Annotated in this window: 15 protein-coding genes; 9 read left to right on the top strand and 6 right to left on the bottom strand. The window is 70.0% G+C overall.

The window, feature by feature from the left end:
• The first annotated feature begins 12 nt into the window (after positions 1–12).
• On the top strand, positions 13–1,275 hold the full coding sequence (locus ACIBI4_RS20035; RefSeq protein ID WP_399205250.1) for an MFS transporter: 1,263 nt from the start codon (positions 13–15) through the stop codon (positions 1,273–1,275).
• Between the two features lie 114 nt (positions 1,276–1,389).
• Positions 1,390–1,842 carry a hypothetical protein gene (locus ACIBI4_RS20030; protein ID WP_399205249.1) on the top strand — a complete coding sequence of 151 codons (453 nt, stop codon included), beginning with the start codon at positions 1,390–1,392 and terminating at the stop codon, positions 1,840–1,842.
• A 117-nt stretch (positions 1,843–1,959) separates the two neighbouring features.
• On the opposite strand, the gene ACIBI4_RS20025 is transcribed toward ACIBI4_RS20030, so the two are convergent.
• Positions 1,960–3,429 (bottom strand): CCA tRNA nucleotidyltransferase, encoded by a 1,470-nt coding sequence (locus ACIBI4_RS20025; protein ID WP_399205248.1) that lies wholly within the window; start codon positions 3,427–3,429, stop codon positions 1,960–1,962.
• 264 nt (positions 3,430–3,693) lie between these two features.
• On the opposite strand from ACIBI4_RS20025, the gene ACIBI4_RS20020 reads away from it, so the two are divergent.
• The 7 genes from ACIBI4_RS20020 to trxA all read left to right on the top strand — a co-directional run bounded on the left by ACIBI4_RS20020 (position 3,694) and on the right by trxA (position 13,633).
• Positions 3,694–6,147 carry a DUF6049 family protein gene (locus ACIBI4_RS20020; protein ID WP_399205247.1) on the top strand — a complete coding sequence of 818 codons (2,454 nt, stop codon included), beginning with the start codon at positions 3,694–3,696 and terminating at the stop codon, positions 6,145–6,147.
• Positions 6,148–6,194: 47 nt separating this feature from the next.
• Complete coding sequence (murJ, locus tag ACIBI4_RS20015) at positions 6,195–8,552, top strand: murein biosynthesis integral membrane protein MurJ (protein WP_399205246.1); 2,358 nt, start codon at positions 6,195–6,197, stop codon at positions 8,550–8,552.
• A gap of 130 nt (positions 8,553–8,682) precedes the next feature.
• The gene (locus ACIBI4_RS20010) at positions 8,683–10,380 is read left to right on the top strand and encodes a protein kinase family protein (RefSeq protein ID WP_399205245.1); all 1,698 of its coding nucleotides are present in this window, start codon (positions 8,683–8,685) and stop codon (positions 10,378–10,380) included.
• Between the two features lie 56 nt (positions 10,381–10,436).
• The gene (gene sigM, locus ACIBI4_RS20005) at positions 10,437–11,168 is read left to right on the top strand and encodes an RNA polymerase sigma factor SigM (RefSeq protein WP_399205310.1); all 732 of its coding nucleotides are present in this window, start codon (positions 10,437–10,439) and stop codon (positions 11,166–11,168) included.
• The gene (locus tag ACIBI4_RS20000) at positions 11,165–12,130 is read left to right on the top strand and encodes an anti-sigma factor family protein (RefSeq protein ID WP_399205244.1); all 966 of its coding nucleotides are present in this window, start codon (positions 11,165–11,167) and stop codon (positions 12,128–12,130) included. Before sigM ends, ACIBI4_RS20000 begins: the two co-directional genes overlap by 4 nt.
• Positions 12,131–12,273: 143 nt before the next feature.
• Positions 12,274–13,236, top strand: coding sequence for a thioredoxin-disulfide reductase (trxB, locus tag ACIBI4_RS19995; protein WP_399205243.1), 963 nt, complete (start codon positions 12,274–12,276; stop codon positions 13,234–13,236).
• A gap of 49 nt (positions 13,237–13,285) precedes the next feature.
• On the top strand, positions 13,286–13,633 hold the full coding sequence (trxA, locus tag ACIBI4_RS19990; protein WP_399205242.1) for a thioredoxin: 348 nt from the start codon (positions 13,286–13,288) through the stop codon (positions 13,631–13,633).
• 110 nt (positions 13,634–13,743) lie between these two features.
• On the opposite strand, the gene ACIBI4_RS19985 is transcribed toward trxA, so the two are convergent.
• From ACIBI4_RS19985 to ACIBI4_RS19965, 5 genes are all read right to left on the bottom strand, one after another.
• Complete coding sequence (locus ACIBI4_RS19985; RefSeq protein ID WP_399205241.1) at positions 13,744–14,370, bottom strand: GNAT family N-acetyltransferase; 627 nt, start codon at positions 14,368–14,370, stop codon at positions 13,744–13,746.
• A 315-nt stretch (positions 14,371–14,685) separates the two neighbouring features.
• On the bottom strand, positions 14,686–15,777 hold the full coding sequence (locus ACIBI4_RS19980; RefSeq protein WP_399205240.1) for a ParB/RepB/Spo0J family partition protein: 1,092 nt from the start codon (positions 15,775–15,777) through the stop codon (positions 14,686–14,688).
• Positions 15,774–16,835 carry an AAA family ATPase gene (locus ACIBI4_RS19975; RefSeq protein WP_399205239.1) on the bottom strand — a complete coding sequence of 354 codons (1,062 nt, stop codon included), beginning with the start codon at positions 16,833–16,835 and terminating at the stop codon, positions 15,774–15,776. The genes ACIBI4_RS19980 and ACIBI4_RS19975 overlap by 4 nt, the downstream gene beginning before the upstream one ends.
• Before the next feature lie 325 nt (positions 16,836–17,160).
• Entirely contained in the window at positions 17,161–17,892 is a 732-nt protein-coding gene (rsmG, locus tag ACIBI4_RS19970; RefSeq protein ID WP_399205238.1) for a 16S rRNA (guanine(527)-N(7))-methyltransferase RsmG, read from the bottom strand.
• A 121-nt stretch (positions 17,893–18,013) separates the two neighbouring features.
• Positions 18,014–18,529 carry a protein jag gene (locus ACIBI4_RS19965; RefSeq protein WP_399205237.1) on the bottom strand — a complete coding sequence of 172 codons (516 nt, stop codon included), beginning with the start codon at positions 18,527–18,529 and terminating at the stop codon, positions 18,014–18,016.
• Positions 18,530–18,532: the final 3 nt, after the last annotated feature.

Raw genomic sequence — 18,532 nt, 5'->3', positions numbered from 1 at the left:
AGGCTTTGCCTCATGCCTGTCGTACGTGACCTGCGCATGTTGCTCCGCTTCCGGGACTTCCGCCGCCTGCTCGCCGTACGACTGCTCTCCCAGGGCGCCGACGGCGTCTACCAGGTCGCGCTCGCCACGTACGTGGTCTTCTCGCCGGAGAAGCAGACCTCGGCCGCGGCCATCGCCTCCGCGATGGCGGTGCTGCTGCTGCCGTACTCCTTCATCGGCCCGTTCGCCGGCGTCCTGCTCGACCGCTGGCCGCGCCGGCAGGTCTTCGTCTACGGGAACCTGCTGCGGGCCGTCCTCGCCTGTGTGACGGGCGTGCTGATCCTGCTGAGCGTCCCCGACTGGCTCTTCTACGCCTCGGCCCTCTGCGTCACCGCCGTCAACCGCTTCGTCCTGGCCGGTCTCTCGGCCGCCCTGCCGCGCGTCGTCGACGGCGAGCGCCTCGTCGTTGCCAACTCCCTTTCTCCTACGGCAGGGACGCTCGCGGCCACGGCGGGCGGCGGCCTTGCCTTCGTGGTCCGGCTGCTCGTCGCGGACTCGGATGCGGCGGTGGTGCTGCTCGGCGCGCTCCTCTATCTCTGCTCCGCACTCGTGGCCGTACGGTTCACCCGCGACCTCCTCGGCCCCGACCCCGCGCTCGTACAGCCCCGCCTCGGAGCCGCCGTCGCCTCCACCGCGCGCGGCCTCCGGGACGGCGTACGCCACCTCCTCGCGCCCGAACGACGGCCCGCGGCACGGGCGTTGGCGGCGATGACGGCGATGCGCTTCTGCTACGGGGCGCTCTCGGTGATGGTCCTGATGCTCTGCCGGTACGCGTGGACGTCCAGCGAGTCCGAAGGGCTCGCGCTGCTCGGGGTCGCCGTCCTCGTGTCCGGGGCGGGGTTCTTCGCCGCGGCGGTGGTGACGCCGTGGGCGGTGGGGCGGTTCGGTGCGGCCGGCTGGATCGCAGTGTGCGCGGGGGCGGCGGCCGTGCTGGAACCGGCACTTGGGCTGCCCTTCGCGCCCGTGCCGATACTGATCGCCGCCTTCGTCCTCGGTCTCGTCACTCAGGGCGCGAAGATCGCCACGGACACGACGGTCCAGGCCGAGGTGGCGGACGCCTACCGTGGCCGGATCTTCTCGGTGTACGACGTGCTGTTCAATGTCGCGTTCGTCGGCGCGGCGGGCGTCGCGGCGCTGGTGCTGCCGCCGGACGGCAAGTCCGTCCCCTTGGTCATCACAGTGGCGTTGCTCTACGGGGCGACTACTGCCGCTATGTACCGGTCTGAGATGCAGTAAGTGTCACATCAGTGCCACGAAGTCTCTCTGGACTACAGAGACATCACAGGTTCCGGATAGCGTCACCGGAGTCAATTCCACGCCACAAGGCATTCGTTCGAGGGGGACCCTCCCGTGACCACTCCGCCGCCGCAGGGCCAGAACCCGTTCGCCCAGGGCCAGAACCCTTACGGCCAGGCTCCGCAGGGGGATCCCCAGCAGCAGTCGCCGTACATGAACCAGGGCGGCGCCCCGGTTCCGCCGCCGGCGCCCGCGCGGTCGAACTGGAAGAAGTACAAGAACATCGCGATCGTCGTCGTCGGTGCCGCGGTCATCATCGGCGGCTGGATAGCCAGCCGCGACGACGCCAACACGGCGGCCGTCGGTGACTGCATGAGCATCGCCAACGAGGACAGCAAGACGAACGTGGACCTCGAGGTCGTCGACTGCGGCGACTCCAAGGCCAAGTACAAGGTCGTCGAGAAGAATGACGGCGCCGGCGGTACCTGCAAGCCGGGCCAGGCGCAGTACACGGAGTCCGGTGACGGCGACTCCTTCTCGCTCTGCCTCACGCCCATCACGAAGTAGCAACTGGGCGTACGTACAACGAAGGGGCGATGTTTCACGTGAAACATCGCCCCTTCGGCATGCGGTACGGGGTCATGTTTCACGTGAAACATGACCCCGTTCCCGTCAGCCTGCGCCTTACGCGTCCTGCGCGGCCCACCACTCCTTGAGCGCCGCCACAGCCGCATCCCGCTCCATCGGCCCGTTCTCCAGACGCAGCTCCAGCAGGAACTTGTACGCCTGCCCGATCACCGGGCCCGGACCGACACCAAGCACGTCCTGGATCTCGTTGCCGTCCAGGTCCGGCCGGATCGAGTCCAGCTCCTCCTGCTCCTGCAGCCGCGCGATCCGCTCCTCCAGACCGTCGTACGCCCGCGAGAGCGCCGTGGCCTTCCGCTTGTTGCGCGTCGTGCAGTCCGAGCGGGTCAGCTTGTGCAGGCGCGAGAGCTGCGGTCCGGCGTCGCGTACGTAGCGGCGTACCGCCGAATCCGTCCACTCGCCCGTGCCGTAGCCGTGGAAGCGCAGATGCAGCTCCACGAGCCGGGTGACGTCCTTCACCAGCTCGTTGGAGTACTTCAACGCGAGCATCCGCTTCTTCGTCATCTTCGCGCCGACCACCTCGTGGTGGTGGAACGAGACCCGGCCGTCGCTCTCGAAGCGCCGCGTCTTCGGCTTGCCGATGTCATGCAGCAGCGCCGCAAGGCGCAGCGTGAGGTCGGGGCCGTCCTCTTCGAGATCGATCGCCTGCTCGAGGACCGTCAACGAGTGCTCGTAGACGTCCTTGTGCCGGTGGTGCTCATCGCGCTCCAGCTGCAGCGCCGGCAGCTCCGGCAGCACGTGCGCGGCCAGGCCCGTCTCGACGAGCAGCGTGAGGCCCTTGCGGGGGTGCGCGGACAGCAGCAGCTTGTTCAGCTCGTCCCGTACCCGCTCGGCCGAGACGATCTCGATGCGCTCCGCCATCGCCGTCATCGCGGCCACGACCTCGGGCGCCACCTCGAAGTCCAGCTGCGCGGCGAAGCGCGCGGCGCGCATCATCCGCAGCGGGTCGTCCGAGAAGGACTCCTCAGGCGTGCTGGGCGTGCGCAGAACACGCGCGGCGAGGTCTTCGAGCCCTCCGTGCGGATCGACGAACTCCTTCGCGGGGAGCTCCACCGCCATCGCGTTGACGGTGAAGTCGCGGCGTACGAGATCCTGCTCGATCGAGTCGCCGTAGGAGACCTCGGGCTTGCGCGAGGTCCGGTCGTACGCCTCGGAGCGGTAGGTGGTGATCTCGATCAGGAAGTCCTGCTCGACATCGCCGGCCTTCCCCTTCTTCTGGCAGCCGACGGTGCCGAAGGCGATCCCGACCTCCCAGACGGCGTCGGCCCAGGGACGGACGATCTTGAGTACGTCATGGGGGCGGGCGTCGGTCGTGAAGTCCAGGTCGTTGCCGAGCCGCCCGAGCAACGCGTCGCGCACCGAGCCACCGACCAGGGCGAGGGTGAACCCGGCCTCCTGGAAGCGGCGGGCGAGATCGTCGGCGACAGGGGACACCCGCAGCAGTTCACTCACCGCGCGGCGCTGCACCTGGCTCAGGGCATTGAGGTTGTCTTCATTGGCGTTCGGCACAACAGAAAAGGGTACGTGGCCGCGACGGCCCGGGCTTCCCTGTTTCCGCGCCGGACGGCCCGGCGTCGATGTTTCACGTGGAACATCGCCGCCCGCGCCGCTGTGACCTGCACGGCGATCATGTGGCGCACTCCCCGGCACTCGGCCACAGTCCGCATCGTTACCATGCGGAGGCGTAAAGGACTCTGTAGGACGACCACTGACTACCACTGACGACGACGAGGGACGGGCGAGCGCGTGGCCGAGGCGGCAGACTTCCAGGGGATGAGTCCCTCACCTGCCCGCCGGTGGCTGCGGCGCACAGCGGCCTCCCTGGTGGGACTTCCCTTGCTGGCCGGACTGCTCGCCGCCCCGGCGGCGGGTGCGGCCGTGTCCGCGCAGCCCGAGCGTCAGGCAGGTACGAAGGCCGAGCCGACGGGCCCTCGCACCGTCTCCGTGTCGATCAACTCCTTCCTGCCGGAGATCCCCACCGAGAGCGACACCCTGACGATCTCGGGCCGGATCAGGAACGAGAGCTCCCGGGCGGTCACCGACGCCTCCATGGCGCTGCGGGTGGGCCCCACGTTGAACGGCCGCTCCCAGATCGACGCGGCGGCCGACGCGGGCGCCACCGTGACGGGCACCGAGGGCGTACCGGCCGGCGGCGACGAGTATCTGCAGGAGTTCAAGAAGGTCGCGCCCGGCGTCACCGAGGACTTCCGGCTGAGCATCCCGGTCAAGGATCTGGAGCTCGGCGGCGACGGTGTCTACCAGCTGGCCGTGACGCTGACCGGCCGCACCGAGACCCAGCAGTTCGACCAGATCCTGGGCATCGAGCGCACGTTCCTGCCGTGGCAGCCGGAGGCCGCGGACACGCGGACCGAGTACAGCTACATGTGGCCGCTGATCGCCCGTACGCATCTGACGGCCCGCTCCGACTCGGACGAGAACCAGACGCCCGTATTCAAGGACGAGGACCTCCTCAAGGAGATCTCGCCGGGCGGCCGCCTGGAGCGGATGGTCTCGGAGGGCACCACGCTGCCCGTGACGTGGGTGATCGACCCGGACCTCGTGGCGTCGGCGGACCTGATGACGCGTCCGTACAACGTCGAGGGCCCGGACGGGAAGGTCGTCGCGGGCGACGAGGACAACCAGAAGATCGCCCGGAGCTGGCTGAACTCGCTGTCCAAGGCGGTCAAGGACGAGAAGGTCGTCGTCCTGCCGTTCGGCGACCCAGATCTGGCCTCGATGGCGCATGGCGGCGCGGCCGTGAAGGGCCCGCAGGGATCGCTCAGTCACCTCAAGGACGCCACCGAAGCGGCGGTGGCGACGCTCGAGACGGTCCTCCACATCACGCCGAACACCGACTTCGCGTGGCCGGCCGAGGGCGCCGTGGACCCGTCGATCGTCAATGTCGCCACGTCGGCGGGCGCGAGCAATGTGATCGCGCGCAGCGACAGCTTCCGCGAGACCGGCAATCTGCCGTACACGCCCACGGCCGCGCGCCCCATCGGGGACGGTACGACGGCGGTGGTCGCGGACTCGCGGCTGTCCAAGGCGTTCCAGGGCGACATGACGAGCGCGGAGCGGTCCACGCTCGCCGTCCAGGAGTTCCTGGCGCAGAGCCTGATGGTGAATCTGCAGGACCCGGAGAAGCAGCGCAGCCTCGTGGTCGCCCCGCAGCGGATGCCCACCGCCGCCCAGGTCAGCACGATGGCCAGGGCGATCCGGGCGCTGCAGTCCGACACCTGGTCCGGCGCCGCGAACCTGATCACCGCGGCGAAGGAGAAGCCGGACGCCGGCGCCACCACCGAGGTGCCCGCCGCGAGCGCGTACCCGGCGTCGCTGCGCAAGCAGGAGATGCCGCAGTCGGGCTTCAAGGAGATCAAGGAGATCCAGGAGCGCCTCGACGAGTTCAAGGTCATCCTGACCCGCCCCGAGCGCGTCGTCGTCCCCTTCGGCCGGTCCATCGACCGCGCGCTGTCGACGTCGTGGCGCGGGATGCCCAAGGAGGCCCTCGAATACCGCGTCGGGGTGGGCGACTATCTCAAGGAGCTCACCGAGCAGGTCGTCCTCATCGACAAGTCGGAGGCCAAGCTCTCCGGGCGCAGCGCGACGATCCCCGTGACGGTCCAGAACAACCTGGCCCAGGGCGTGAAGAACCTCCGGCTCCAGCTGATCTCGACGCAGCCCAAGCGTCTGCAGATCGAGGGAGGCAAGGTCGCAGAGGTGGAGGTGGAGGTCGCCGGCGGCCATGCGCAGTCCTTCAAGTTCTCCACCTCGGCGAACGCGAGCGGCCCGGTCGACGTGGTCGCCCGGCTCGTGACGCAGGACGGACGGCAGTACGGCGACTCGATCCCGTTCAGCGTGAAGGTCACCGAGGTGCCGCCGACCGTGCTCGCGGTGATCGCCGGTGGCTTCCTGCTCCTGGTCCTGGCGGGCTTCCGCATGTACCAGCGCCGCAAGAAGATCGCCGCCCGTAAGGCCGAGGAGCAGAACGGCGGTACGGCGGAGGGCGGCGGCAGCACCGGGGACGGCCCGGCCGACGGCCCCACCGCCGGACCCACCGACGGCCCGGCGGACGGCGGCGGCCCGGACACCGATGATCCCGACGCCGACGACTCCGGCGACTCCGACGCCGAGGCCGCCCCGGAACCCGAGCAGCCGAGTGACCCGACACCGGACACCTCCGCGGAAAGCACGGACCCGTCCGGGACGGGTGAGAGAGTGGACCGTTGAGCGATGATGTGGCCGGTGGGCCGTGGGACCGATGAGGTGGGGTAAGCATGAACGCGCCGTACGACGGTGACCGCGGCCAGGGCGCGGGCGGCGGCGATCCGACCGGCGGGCAGCAGCTCCCGCCCGGGCAGCCCACCCCGGACCTCCAGCAGCCGGCCCCGGACCTGTACGTCCAGGACGCCTATGACCAGGACCCGTACCGCGCGCAGGACCTCGCGGCGCAGGACCCGGTGACCGAGGCGCTCTACGACCGCGCCGCACACCCGCCACCGCCCCCCGGCACGTACCCCGACCCGCAGCAGCTCTACGCCCAGCCGCCCGCCGCGCAGCACGCGCCCGACCCGCGCTACTGGGCTCAGACCCCGGCGCCCGAGCCGGACGGTCTGTCCCGCCAGTTCCCGTACGGGGACGATGCGCGCACGACGCAGTTCGTGGGCGTCGACGATCTGGTGACGCAGGCGGGCGAGGAGCGACCGGCGCCCGACGCCTTCGCGCACCTGTACCGGGACCAGCAGGGGAGCGGCGGGCTCTACCGCGACCAGGAGCAGCCGAGCGGGCCGAACGGCGAGCAGCATGGCGCGTACGGCACCCCGGGCCACGGCACGCACCGCCAGGGCCCCCAGGGCTACGGAGGCGCCCCCGGCGGCGAGCAGCCGAACGGCTACGCCACCCCGCAGCCCGACGTACACGGCGTCCCCGGCCGCCCCGGCCCCGATCCGCTGATCCCCGCCCCGGCCTCACCCCCGCCACCCGCCGCGCCCGCCCCCGCGGCGGCCAAGGGCGGCCGGGCCTCCAGCCTGCTGAAGTCCAGCGCGGTGATGGCCGCGGGCACCCTGGTCTCGCGCCTCACCGGCTTCGTCCGCTCGATCCTGATCGCCTCGGCCCTCGGCCTCGGTCTGCTCGCGGACACCTTCCAGGTCGCGTACCAGCTGCCCACGATGATCTACATCCTCACCGTCGGCGGCGGCCTCAACTCCGTCTTCGTACCGCAGCTCGTCCGGGCCATGAAGGACGACGAGGACGGCGGCCAGGCGTACGCCAACCGCCTCCTGACCCTGGTGATGGCCGCGCTCGCCGCCCTCACCGTGGCGGGCATGTTCGCCGCGCCGCTGCTGATCCGCGCGCTGTCGGTGGAAGTCGCGAACAACCCGGCCGCGAACGACGTCGCCGTCACGCTGCTCCGCTTCTTCCTGCCCTCGATCTTCTTCATGGGCATCCACGTGGTGATGGGCCAGATCCTCAACGCGCGCGGCCGCTTCGGCGCGATGATGTGGACCCCGGTCCTCAACAACGTGATCATCATCGCCATGCTCGGCATGTTCCTGTGGGTCTACGGGACCGCCGAGTTCAGCGAGATGACGGTCGACACGATCCCGCCGGAGGCCGTACGCCTCCTCGGCGTCGGTGTGCTCCTGGGCCTCGTCGTCCAGGCGCTCGCGATGATCCCGTATCTGCGCGAGGCCGGCTTCAAGGTACGGCCGCGCTTCGACTGGAAGGGCCACGGGCTCGGCAAGGCCGCCAAGCTCGCGAAGTGGACGCTCCTGTTCGTGCTCGCCAACCAGGCCGGCGCGATCGTCGTCACGCAGCTCGCCACCGCCTCCGGCAGCGTCAAGGACGGCACCGGTTTCGCCGCGTACGCCAACGCCCAGCTGATCTGGGGCCTGCCGCAGGCGATCATCACGGTCTCCCTGATGGCCGCGCTGCTGCCGCGGATCTCCCGCTCGGCCCACGAGAACGACGCGGGCGCGGTCCGCGACGACATCTCGCAGGGCCTGCGCACCACGGCCGTCGCGATCGTGCCGATCTCCTTCGCCTTCGTCGCGCTCGGCGTGCCCATGTGCACCCTGATGTTCGGCTCGGCGGGCGGCGGCGCCGCGACCTCCATGGGCTACATGCTGATGGCCTTCGGCCTCGGCCTCATCCCGTACTCGGTGCAGTACGTCGTCCTGCGCGCCTTCTACGCGTACGAGGACACCCGGACGCCCTTCTACAACACCGTGATCGTGGCCGCCGTCAACGCGGTGGCCTCGACCGCCTGCTACTTCCTGCTGCCCGACCGCTGGGCGGTCACCGGTATGGCAGCCTCGTACGGCATCGCGTACGCGATCGGCGTGGGCGTGGCCTGGAAGCGGCTGCGGGTGAAGCTCGGCGGGGACCTCGACGGAGCGCATGTGCTGCGCACGTACGCCCGGCTCGGCATCGCATCCGTACCCGCCGCGATTCTCGGCGGCGCGGCTGGGTACGCGATCATGCAGGCCCTGGGCAATGGCGCCCTCGGCTCGCTCACCGCACTGGTCGTCGGCTTCGCCGTACTGCTCGGAGTGTTCTTCGTCGCCGCGCGCCGGATGCGGATCGAGGAGATGAACGCGATGGTCGGAATGGTCCGTGGCCGTCTCGGTCGCTGAACACTCGGTGAACCTGATCGCTGAAGGGCAACCCTCGGCGGTGCCCGCGTGTCGTGCATAGCACCGGAGTGTGGGCACAATTGGGCTTGACGTCGGACAGCGTGCAACGGATGGGGAGGCAGGAACGACGGTGGCGGAACGGAGCACGGCTGCCGTCGACGTGGCAGCAGGCGGCGGGGAAGAGCCGCTGACCGCACAGACGGAGCAGGCCACGGCCGACGAGGCGGAGAACAACCAGCAGACGGCTGCCGACGAGGGGGCCACCGAGACGGACGAGGCGGCACCGCCGCAGGTCCGCACCCCCGAACTGCACAGCGGACACAAGCTCGCCAGACGCTATCGGCTCGAGGAATGTGTCACTCGTCTGGACGGATTCAGCAGTTGGCGCGCCGTCGACGAGAAGCTGCGCCGGGCGGTCGGCGTCCATCTCCTCCCGGCCGACCATCCCCGCGCCCGCTCCGTGCTCTCCGCGGCACGGTCCTCGGCGCTGCTCGGCGACCCGCGCTTCGTCCAGGTCCTCGACGCCGTCGAGGAGAACGACCTGGTGTACGTGGTCCACGAGTGGCTCCCCGACGCCACCGAGCTGACCTCCCTGCTGGCCTCCGGGCCGCTGGAGCCGCATGACGCCTACCAGCTCGTCAGCCAGCTCTCCCAGGCCATGGCGGCCGCGCACCGCGAAGGGCTCGCGCATCTGCGGCTGACGCCGAGCGCGGTGCTGCGCAGCTCCACGGGCCAGTACCGGATCCGCGGCCTCGCGGTGAACGCCGCCCTGCGCGGCATCAAGTCCGACACCCCCCAGCGCGACGACACCGAGGCGATCGGCGCGCTCCTCTACGCCTCCCTGACGCAGCGCTGGCCCTACGAGGTCGACGCGTACGGGCTGAGCGGGCTGCCGAAGGGCGCGGGGAGGATTTCCCCGGACCAGGTCCGTGCGGGCGTCCACCGCGGTCTGTCGGACCTCGCGATGCGCGCGCTGGTGAACGACGGCGCCACGGCATCGCGTCTGGAGCAGCCGTGCACGACGCCGGAGGAGCTGGCCAAGGCGGTCACCGAGCTGCCGCGGATCAAGCCGCCGGAGCCCGCGTTCACCGCCGCGCCCGAGTACCAGCGCACGACGTACCAGAAGGGCACCTACGGCCGCACCGCTCAGCCCGGCGTCACCCAGCCGGTGCCGACTCCGCCCGCGCCGCTGCAGAGCCGTACGGGCAAGGCCCTGAAGTGGGGCGTCTCCGCGCTCCTCATCGCGGCCCTGGGCCTCGGCAGCTGGCAGCTCGCGGACGCCCTGATGGAGCGCGGCGGCTCGGGCGACCCGGGCACGAGCGAGCAGACCGAGCAGCGCGGCGAGGGCAAGCAGGGTGCGCCGAAGCCGCTGAGCATCAAGGACGCCGCGGAGCTCTCCGTCTCGGGTACCCCGCAGGCGCCCGGCGAGGTCGGCAAGACGTACGACGGCGACGGCTCCTCGTACTGGCGGACCAAGTCCTTCATCGACGGACCGGAGATGAAGATAAAGCCGGGGGTCGGGATCGTGTACGACCTCGGCTCTGAGCAGTCCGTCTCGACCGCCTCGATAAAGCTCCGCTACGGCGGTGACCACACCACGCTCTCGCTGTACGCGGCCGACTCGCTCACTCCGGGCACGGTGAACGGTCTGAAACGGATCGGCTCCGAGACCCGGACGCACGAGACCTCGGCGAAGGTGACGGCGAAGGAGCCGGTGAAGACGCGGTACGTGGTCGTCTGGCTGACCGCGCTGCCGCACGCCGGCGGGGACGGATACAGCACGGCGGGCTACAAGCAGGGCATCACGGACGTGAAGTTCAGCGGCTGAGGCACTCCGGGGGGAGGGGGTTCCACGTGGGCGACAACGGCCACGTGCACGGCGAGATGAGCGACCAGGACCTCCTGGCCCGCCATGTCGCCGGCGACACCGAGGCGTTCGGTGAGATCGTCGCGCGGCACCGGGACCGGCTGTGGGCCGTGGCCCTGCGCACGCTGGGGGACCGCGAGGAGGCCGCGGACGCCGTCCAGGACGCGCTCGTCTCCGCCTACCGCGCCGCCCACACCTTCCGCGGCCAGTCGGCGGTCACCACCTGGCTGCACCGCATCACCGTGAACGCCTGCCTGGACCGCGCCCGTAAGGCCGCGTCCCGCAAGACCTCGCCCATGGACGACACCGAGCGGTTCGAGCAGCTCCTCGAACCCCACGAGTCGGCCGAGGCGCCCGCCGAGCGCCAGGATCTGCACCGTGAGCTGGTCGCTGCCCTCGGCACCCTGCCCGCCGAACAGCGTGCGGCGCTCGTCCTGGTGGATATGCAGGGCTACCCCGTCGCGGAGGCCGCGCGCATCCTCGACGTCCCCACCGGCACGGTGAAGAGCCGCTGCGCCCGTGGCCGCGCCCGTCTGCTGCCGCTCCTCGGCCATCTCCGGGCGAACGGCAGCAAAGACGCGGGCGGCAAGAACGCCGGTGCGGCGAGAGACAGCGGCGAAAGAATCACGGAGAGGCCGGGGTCCGGACGGAACCGGACCGAGGGGACATCCGTCCCACCGGCAGCAGAAGCACGGGATACGGGAACGGACGATTCGGCAGCCGTGAAGGGCGGAGGTGGGCGAGCGTGACATCCACGACCGGCACGGCGGACACAGCCGAGCACCCGGAAGTCTCGGAGCTCTCCGATCTCGCGGAAGGGCTCCTCACGCCCTCGCGCACAGCTGCCGTACGGCGGCATCTGGACGGCTGCGCCGAGTGCGCCGACGTCCAGGCCTCGCTGGAGGAGCTCCAGGGACTGCTCGGCTCGCTTCCCGTCGAGGCGCGGATGCCGGACGAGGTGGCGGCGCGGATCGATGCGGCGCTCGCAGCCGAGGTGCCTCCGCTCGATGTTTCACGTGAAACGGTGAGTGCGGTTTCACAGGGGGACGCTTCACGGCCCGACGTTTCACAGGGCGCGGTTTCACAGGGCGCGGTTTCACAGGCCGATGTTTCACGTGAAACATCGGCGGGCGAGGCGGCCATCGTAGGAATCCAGCGGCCCGCGGGGCACCCGCGCGGGGCCACCGGGCCAGGCCGGGGTGGTGCTCCGCGCAGGCGCCGTCGGGTGGCCGCCGTGACGCTCGGCGCCCTCGCGGCGGTTGCGGTCGTCGGCCTGGGGACGCTCGTCCTGCTCCCGGAGAACGGTGAGGGGCCGACGACGCAGGCCGCCGAGAAGTTCTCCGGCGACCCGCTGGAGGAGCGGGTCGCCACACTGCTGCACGCGCGGACCTCCAGCGGCGGCGAGTCCCCGCCGGGCCAGATCCCGCCGGAGGACGGCTCGCCCTCGGTGGAATCGAACTCCACGTCACCCCGGATCAAGGACGTTCCGTCGATTCCGGAGTGCATCGCGCGAGGCATCGACCGCGATGAACCGCCGCTCGCCGGTGAGAACGGCACCTACAAGGGGACGCAGGCCTTCCTCGTGGTGATGCCGCATGCCTCGGAGCCGGGCCAGGTCTCCGCCTATGTCGTGGACGCCTCCTGCCTCAAGCAGGACCAGTCCACCGCGCGCGGCAAGGTGCTCCTCGAAACCGCCTACCCTCGCAACTGACGGGCTGCCTGCCCAGGAACACACCACGGACGCGGTCCGGACGGGAATGCAAGCCCCGTAGGATCCGTTGGGTGGGGTGAGAGTCCCGACAGGACTCCCCTGAGGCAGTAGGCAGTCAGTCCGCAGAGACGAGGAATCAACCCGTGAGCGACGTCCGTAACGTGATCATCATCGGCTCCGGGCCCGCCGGTTACACGGCGGCGCTCTACACCGCGCGCGCGTCGCTGAAGCCGCTCGTGTTCGAGGGCGCCGTCACCGCCGGCGGTGCGCTGATGAACACCACCGAGGTGGAGAACTTCCCGGGCTTCCAGGACGGCATCATGGGCCCGGAGCTCATGGACAACATGCGCGGCCAGGCCGAGCGCTTCGGCGCCGAGCTGATCCCGGACGATGTCGTGGCCGTCGACCTCACGGGTGACATCAAGACCGTCACGGACACGGCCGGCACCGTGCACCGCGCCAAGGCCGTCATCGTCACGACCGGATCGCAGCACCGCAAGCTCGGCCTGCCGAACGAGGACGCGCTGTCGGGCCGCGGTGTCTCCTGGTGCGCCACCTGCGACGGCTTCTTCTTCAAGGACCAGGACATCGCCGTGGTCGGCGGTGGCGACACCGCGATGGAGGAGGCCACCTTCCTCTCGCGCTTCGCCAAGTCCGTGACGATCGTGCACCGCCGCGACAGCCTGCGCGCCTCGAAGGCGATGCAGGAGCGCGCCTTCGCCGACCCGAAGATCAAGTTTGCCTGGGACAGCGAGGTCGCCGGGGTCCACGGCGAGCAGAAGCTCTCCGGTCTGACCCTGCGCAACACCAAGACCGGCGAGACCTCCGAGCTGCCCGTCACGGGGCTGTTCATCGCCGTCGGCCACGACCCGCGCACCGAGCTGTTCAAGGGCCAGCTGGACCTGGACGAGGAGGGCTACCTGAAGGTGGACGCCCCCTCCACGCGCACCAACCTCACCGGTGTCTTCGCGGCGGGCGATGTCGTCGACCACACCTACCGTCAGGCGATCACGGCGGCCGGCACCGGCTGCTCCGCCGCCCTGGACGCCGAGCGCTTCCTCGCTGCCCTCGCGGACAACGAGACCGCCGCCGCGGCAGCCGTCTGAAACGTCCTCACCACTTCCCCCACAGCAGTACCGAGTTAAGGAGCCCAGCGTGGCCGGCACCCTCAAGAACGTGACCGACGATTCCTTCGAGCAGGACGTGCTCAAGAGCGACAAGCCCGTCCTGGTGGACTTCTGGGCCGCCTGGTGCGGTCCGTGCCGCCAGATCGCGCCGTCCCTCGAGGCCATCGCCGCCGAGCACGGCGACAAGATCGAGATCGTCAAGCTGAACATCGACGAGAACCCGCAGACGGCGGCGAAGTACGGCGTCATGTCGATCCCGACGCTCAACGTCTACCAGGGCGGCGAGGTCGCCAAGACGATCGTCGGCGCCAAGCCGAAGGCCGCGATCGTGCGCGACCTGGAGGACTTCATCGGCGATGAGGCCACCAAGGCCTGACGCGTCAGCACACGCACTGAGGGGCGGGAGACCGATCGGTCTCCCGCCCCTCACTCGTCTCCGGGCTCCTCGCGCTCTCCCCGCCCCTCGATGTTTCACGTGAAACACGCTCACAGCGGCCGCAGCACCGGTTCCTTACGCCCCGTCTGCACGGCGCCCAGGAGCCGGTCGAGTGCCAGCTCCACGTCTTCCTTCCAGGAGAGCGTCGTCCGCAGCTCAAGGCGCAGCCGTGGATGCACTGGATGCGGCCGTACGGTCTTGAAGCCCACCGCGAGCAGATGGTCAGCGGGCAGCACACACGCCGGTTCCTTCCAGCGGGCATCCCCGAAGGCCTCGATCGCCTTGAAGCCCCGCCGCAGCAGATCCTTGGCGACCGTCTGCACCATGACGCGACCGAGCCCCTGCCCCTGGTACCCCGGAGTGATCCAGCCCGTCATCAGCTGGACGGCATCGGGCGATACAGGGCTCGTGGGAAACGCGGTCGAGCGCGGTACGTAGGCGGGTGGCGCATAGAGCACGAAGCCGACCGGGACCTCGTCCACGTAGACCACACGGCCGCACGATCCCCACTCCAGAAGCACCGCGGAGATCCAGGCTTCCTTCTCCAGCTCGGGAGTTCCCGCTCTTACCGCGGCTTGGCCGCTGACCGGATCCAGCTCCCAGAAGACACACCCTCGGCAGCGCTTGGGGAGGTCCGGGAGATTGTCCAGCGTGAGCGGTACGAGCCGACGCCCCATGACGGCAGTTCCTCACTTCCTTCGCCCGCCGCGCGGGCGGCGGTCAGCGCGCTCCGTTCCCTGAGGAGGCTGCCGACGAATCCGCCGACCGCTCCCAGGCCGAGCCCCGCAGTCACCAACCCGGTGCGGCTCACCGTACGCATGGCCCCCGCCTCCCTCTCCCTAGAGGTACTGCCAGGTCCTGTCTGGGGTGGATGCGCCCTACCCGAACGCATCGTATCCACCCAGCGATTGCGGCGAAACGCCAACAAACCAAAGAGCGGGCCGTGTTCCGGACACTCCGGACACGACCCGCTCCCCGCGCGGTCGGAACGCTCAGCTCTCGGCGTCGTCGCCGTCCGGCAGAGCACCCTCCAGCACGGGCCCTTCGTCCGGGGCGAGCGTGCCGAGGATCCGCTGCAGATCCTCCATCGAGGCGAACTCGACGACGATCTTGCCCTTCTTCTGGCCCAGGTCGACCTTCACCCGGGTCTCGAAGCGGTCAGACAGCCGCGACCCCAGTGCGGTGAGCGCGGGCGAGACCCGGGTCCCGGCCCGCGGCCCCTTGGCCTTCGGCGCCTTCTTCGGGTCCGTGCTCATCAGCTGCACGATCTCCTCGACCGAACGCACCGAGAGACCCTCGGCGACGATCCGGTACGCGAGGCGCTCCTGCTCCTCGGTGTCCTCCACGGCGAGCAGCGCACGCGCATGCCCCGCGGAGAGCACCCCGGCGGCCACCCGCTTCTGTACGGCCGGCGAGAGCCGCAGCAGACGCAGCGTGTTGGAGACCTGCGGACGCGAGCGTCCGATCCGGTCGGCCAGCTGGTCGTGCGTGCAGTTGAAGTCCTTCAGCAACTGCTCGTAGGCGTTGGCCTCTTCGATCGGGTTCAGCTGCGCCCGGTGGAGGTTCTCCAGGAGGGCGTCGAGAAGAAGCTTCTCGTCCTCCGTCTCCCGCACGATCGCGGGAATCCTCTCCAGACCGGCCTCACGGGACGCACGCCAGCGGCGCTCACCCATGATGAGCTCATAGCGCTCGGCGCCCAACTGCCGTACGACGACCGGCTGGAGGAGCCCGACCTCCTTGATGGAGGTCACCAGCTCGGCCAGCGCGTCCTCGTCGAAGATCTCACGGGGCTGGCGCGGGTTCGGGGAGATGGAGTCCAAGGGCACCTCGGCGAAGTGCGCCCCGGCCGGACGCGCCTCGGGAGCCACCGGCTCGGCCTCGACGAGGGGCTCCGTTTCACGTGAAACATTGCCCGGCGGCAGCGTCGCCACCTTCGCGGCGGCCACCCCGCGCTCCGCGGTGAGCACCGGCCCACCGGACGGAGCCGCCGACGCACCCCCGGCGGCCGGAGAGCTCTCCGGAGTCGGAGCCGCAGGAATCAGCGCGCCAAGCCCGCGCCCCAGTCCTCTACGTCGCTCGCTCACTGGATTCCCTCCGCCATGCTCTGCTGATCATTCTGTGCGCCCGCACCAGCGCCCCGCAGGGCCATTTCCCTGGCGGCTTCGAGGTACGAGAGCGCACCGCTGGAACCCGGATCGTAAGTCAGCACCGTCTGGCCGTAGCTCGGGGCCTCCGAGATACGCACCGACCGGGGAATGCTCGTCCGCAGCACCTCATTGCCGAAGTGGTTGCGCACCTCGTCCGCCACCTGGGAGGCAAGGCGGGTCCGGCCGTCGTACATCGTGAGGAGGATCGTCGAGACGTGCAGGGCAGGGTTGAGGTGCCCTCGGACGAGATCGACGTTGCGCAGGAGCTGCCCCAGGCCCTCCAGCGCGTAGTACTCGCACTGGATCGGGATGAGCACCTCGTTGCCCGCCACCATCGCGTTGACCGTGAGCAGACCCAGCGACGGCGGGCAGTCGATGAGGATGTAGTCCAGCGGCTGCTCGTAGGCCTGGATGGCCCGCTGCAGCCGGCTCTCGCGCGCCACGAGGGACACCAGCTCGATCTCCGCACCGGCGAGATCGATGGTGGCCGGGGCGCAGAAGAGCCCTTCGACATCCGGGACGGGCTGGACGACTTCGGAGAGCGGCTTGCTCTCCACCAGTACGTCGTAGATGGAGGGGACCTCGGCGTGGTGGTCGATCCCGAGCGCCGTGGAGGCATTGCCCTGCGGGTCCAGGTCGATCACCAGCACGCGGGCGCCGTGCAGGGCCAGCGACGCGGCCATGTTGACCGTGGTCGTGGTCTTGCCGACGCCGCCCTTCTGGTTGGCGACGACCATGACACGGGTCTGGTCAGGGCGTGGCAGCCCTTCGCCGGCTCGGCCCAGGGCCTCGACCGCCAGTTGGGCAGCACGACCAATCGGGGTGTCGTCCATCGGGGGCGGTGTTTCACGTGAAACATCACGTGAAACGTCCTCCCCCGCTGACTCGGTACGGGGACCGGGGACCGGATCGGTCATCGGTCCCGCGATGTTGGCGTCGGACCGCAAGGATTCACTCTCCTCGACTTCAGGCTCGCAATGAACAGAGCCTCCCATGCCATCGGGGTCGTGAACCAGCGAGGCCCGGTCTTCTGTGGATGAATCCTCCGTTGTGGAGAACTCCGTCCCCCTCACGGGGGGTTTGCGGTCACGAGGCGCAGCACTTCGGCTACGGCTGATGATCCCCTGCAGCAGTGAGCGACGTTTCACGTGAAACACGATGCCGAGCAGCCGCAGACGTCAGGTGCCGACACTCCGACGTGCGTACGTTTGGCAGCTTGTGTGGCCTATGGCTCGTCATCAGGACGGATCAGCGCGCCAAAACGTCAACCTTGCGTACGTCAGCGACGCCCGCGCGTACGTGAACGACATCCCGTCTACGTCAGCGACGCCGCCGCGACCGTCCCACCCGCGCGGCCTTGGCCCGCTTCGCCGCGAACCGCACACCGCCCGGGCTCTCGCCCACCTCGACCCGTACGACCGTGGACAGCGGGTCCACGACGCCCTCGCCGACCTGCAGCACCGAGGTGGACTCGGCACCGAGCTTGGCCAGCGCGGCCTTCGCCCCGCCCAGCTCCTCCTCGGCGGTGTCGCCCTTGAGCGCCAGCATCTCGCCGTACGGCCGCAGCAGCGGGATGCCCCACGTGGCGAGGCGGTCGAGGGGGGCCACGGCGCGTGCGGTGACGACATGCACGGGCGGCATCTTGCCCATGACCTCCTCGGCGCGGCCGCGGACGACCGTCACATGATCGAGGCCGAGCAGCTCGACGACCTCGGTGAGGAAGTTCGTACGGCGCAGCAGCGGTTCGAGGAGCGTGATCTTGAGGTCCTCGCGGACGAGCGCGAGGGGGATACCGGGCAGCCCTGCACCGGAGCCGACATCGCAGACGGTGACGCCCTCGGGCACCACCTCGGAGAGCACGGCACAGTTCAGCAGGTGGCGCTCCCACAGCCGGGGCACCTCACGCGGGCCGATCAGACCACGCTTGACGCCCGCGTCGGCGAGCAGCTCCGCGTACCGGACGGCGTCGTCGAAGCGCTCGCCGAACACCGCGCGGGCCTGCTCGGGCGCCGGGGGAAGCTCCGACGGGGGGAGCTCTGACGTCTCCGTCACGGGAACCGTCCTTCCGTACCGCTGTACCGTGCGCGCTGACCGCGCCCAGGGGCTCAGTATCAAGGCTGACAAAGACCGGCCCCGTCTGCGAACAGACGGGGCCGGGAAAACCGTAGAACGGTCAGGCAGGCAGGACGACGACGAAGCGCTGCGGCTCCTCGCCCTCGGACTCGCTGCTCAGACCGGCGTCCTTGACCGCGTCGTGCACGACCTTGCGCTCGAAGGGCGTCATCGGCTGCAGCTTGACCGGCTCGCCGGAGCTCTTCGCCTCGGCCGCGGCCTTGGCGCCGATCTCGGTGAGCTCGGCACGCTTCTGCGCCCGGTAGCCCGCGATGTCCAGCATGAGGCGGCTGCGGTCGCCGGTCTCGCGGTGGACTGCGAGGCGGGTCAGCTCCTGGAGCGCCTCCAGGACCTCGCCGTCCCGCCCGACCAGCTTCTGCAGGTCGCGCGAGCCGGAGTCGCTGATGATCGACACCGCGGCGCGGTCGGCCTCGACGTCCATGTCGATGTCGCCGTCGAGATCGGCGATGTCGAGCAGACCTTCGAGGTAGTCCGCCGCGATCTCACCTTCCTGCTCAAGGCGGGTGAGGGTGTCGCCTGCTTCGGCAGCGGCCTCGGTGGTGGTGCCGTCCGTCACGGA

Source organism: Streptomyces sp. NPDC050418 (genome assembly GCF_044458745.1).
Lineage (GTDB): Bacteria > Actinomycetota > Actinomycetes > Streptomycetales > Streptomycetaceae > Streptomyces.
The sequence above is the reverse complement of the archived record's forward strand: the minus strand, read 5'-3'. Positions and strand labels throughout refer to the sequence as shown.

Bases quoted from the DNA above. Each gene is read 5' to 3' on its own strand.
- ACIBI4_RS20020 (WP_399205247.1), top strand. From the start codon at position 3,694: ATGAGTCCCTCACCTGCCCGCCGGTGGCTGCGGCGCACAGCGGCCTCC.
- ACIBI4_RS20035 (WP_399205250.1), top strand. From the start codon at position 13: ATGCCTGTCGTACGTGACCTGCGCATGTTGCTCCGCTTCCGGGACTTC.
- murJ (WP_399205246.1), top strand. From the start codon at position 6,195: ATGAACGCGCCGTACGACGGTGACCGCGGCCAGGGCGCGGGCGGCGGC.
- ACIBI4_RS19985 (WP_399205241.1), bottom strand. From the start codon at position 14,370: ATGGGGCGTCGGCTCGTACCGCTCACGCTGGACAATCTCCCGGACCTC.
- sigM (WP_399205310.1), top strand. From the start codon at position 10,437: ATGAGCGACCAGGACCTCCTGGCCCGCCATGTCGCCGGCGACACCGAG.
- ACIBI4_RS19975 (WP_399205239.1), bottom strand. From the start codon at position 16,835: ATGGGAGGCTCTGTTCATTGCGAGCCTGAAGTCGAGGAGAGTGAATCC.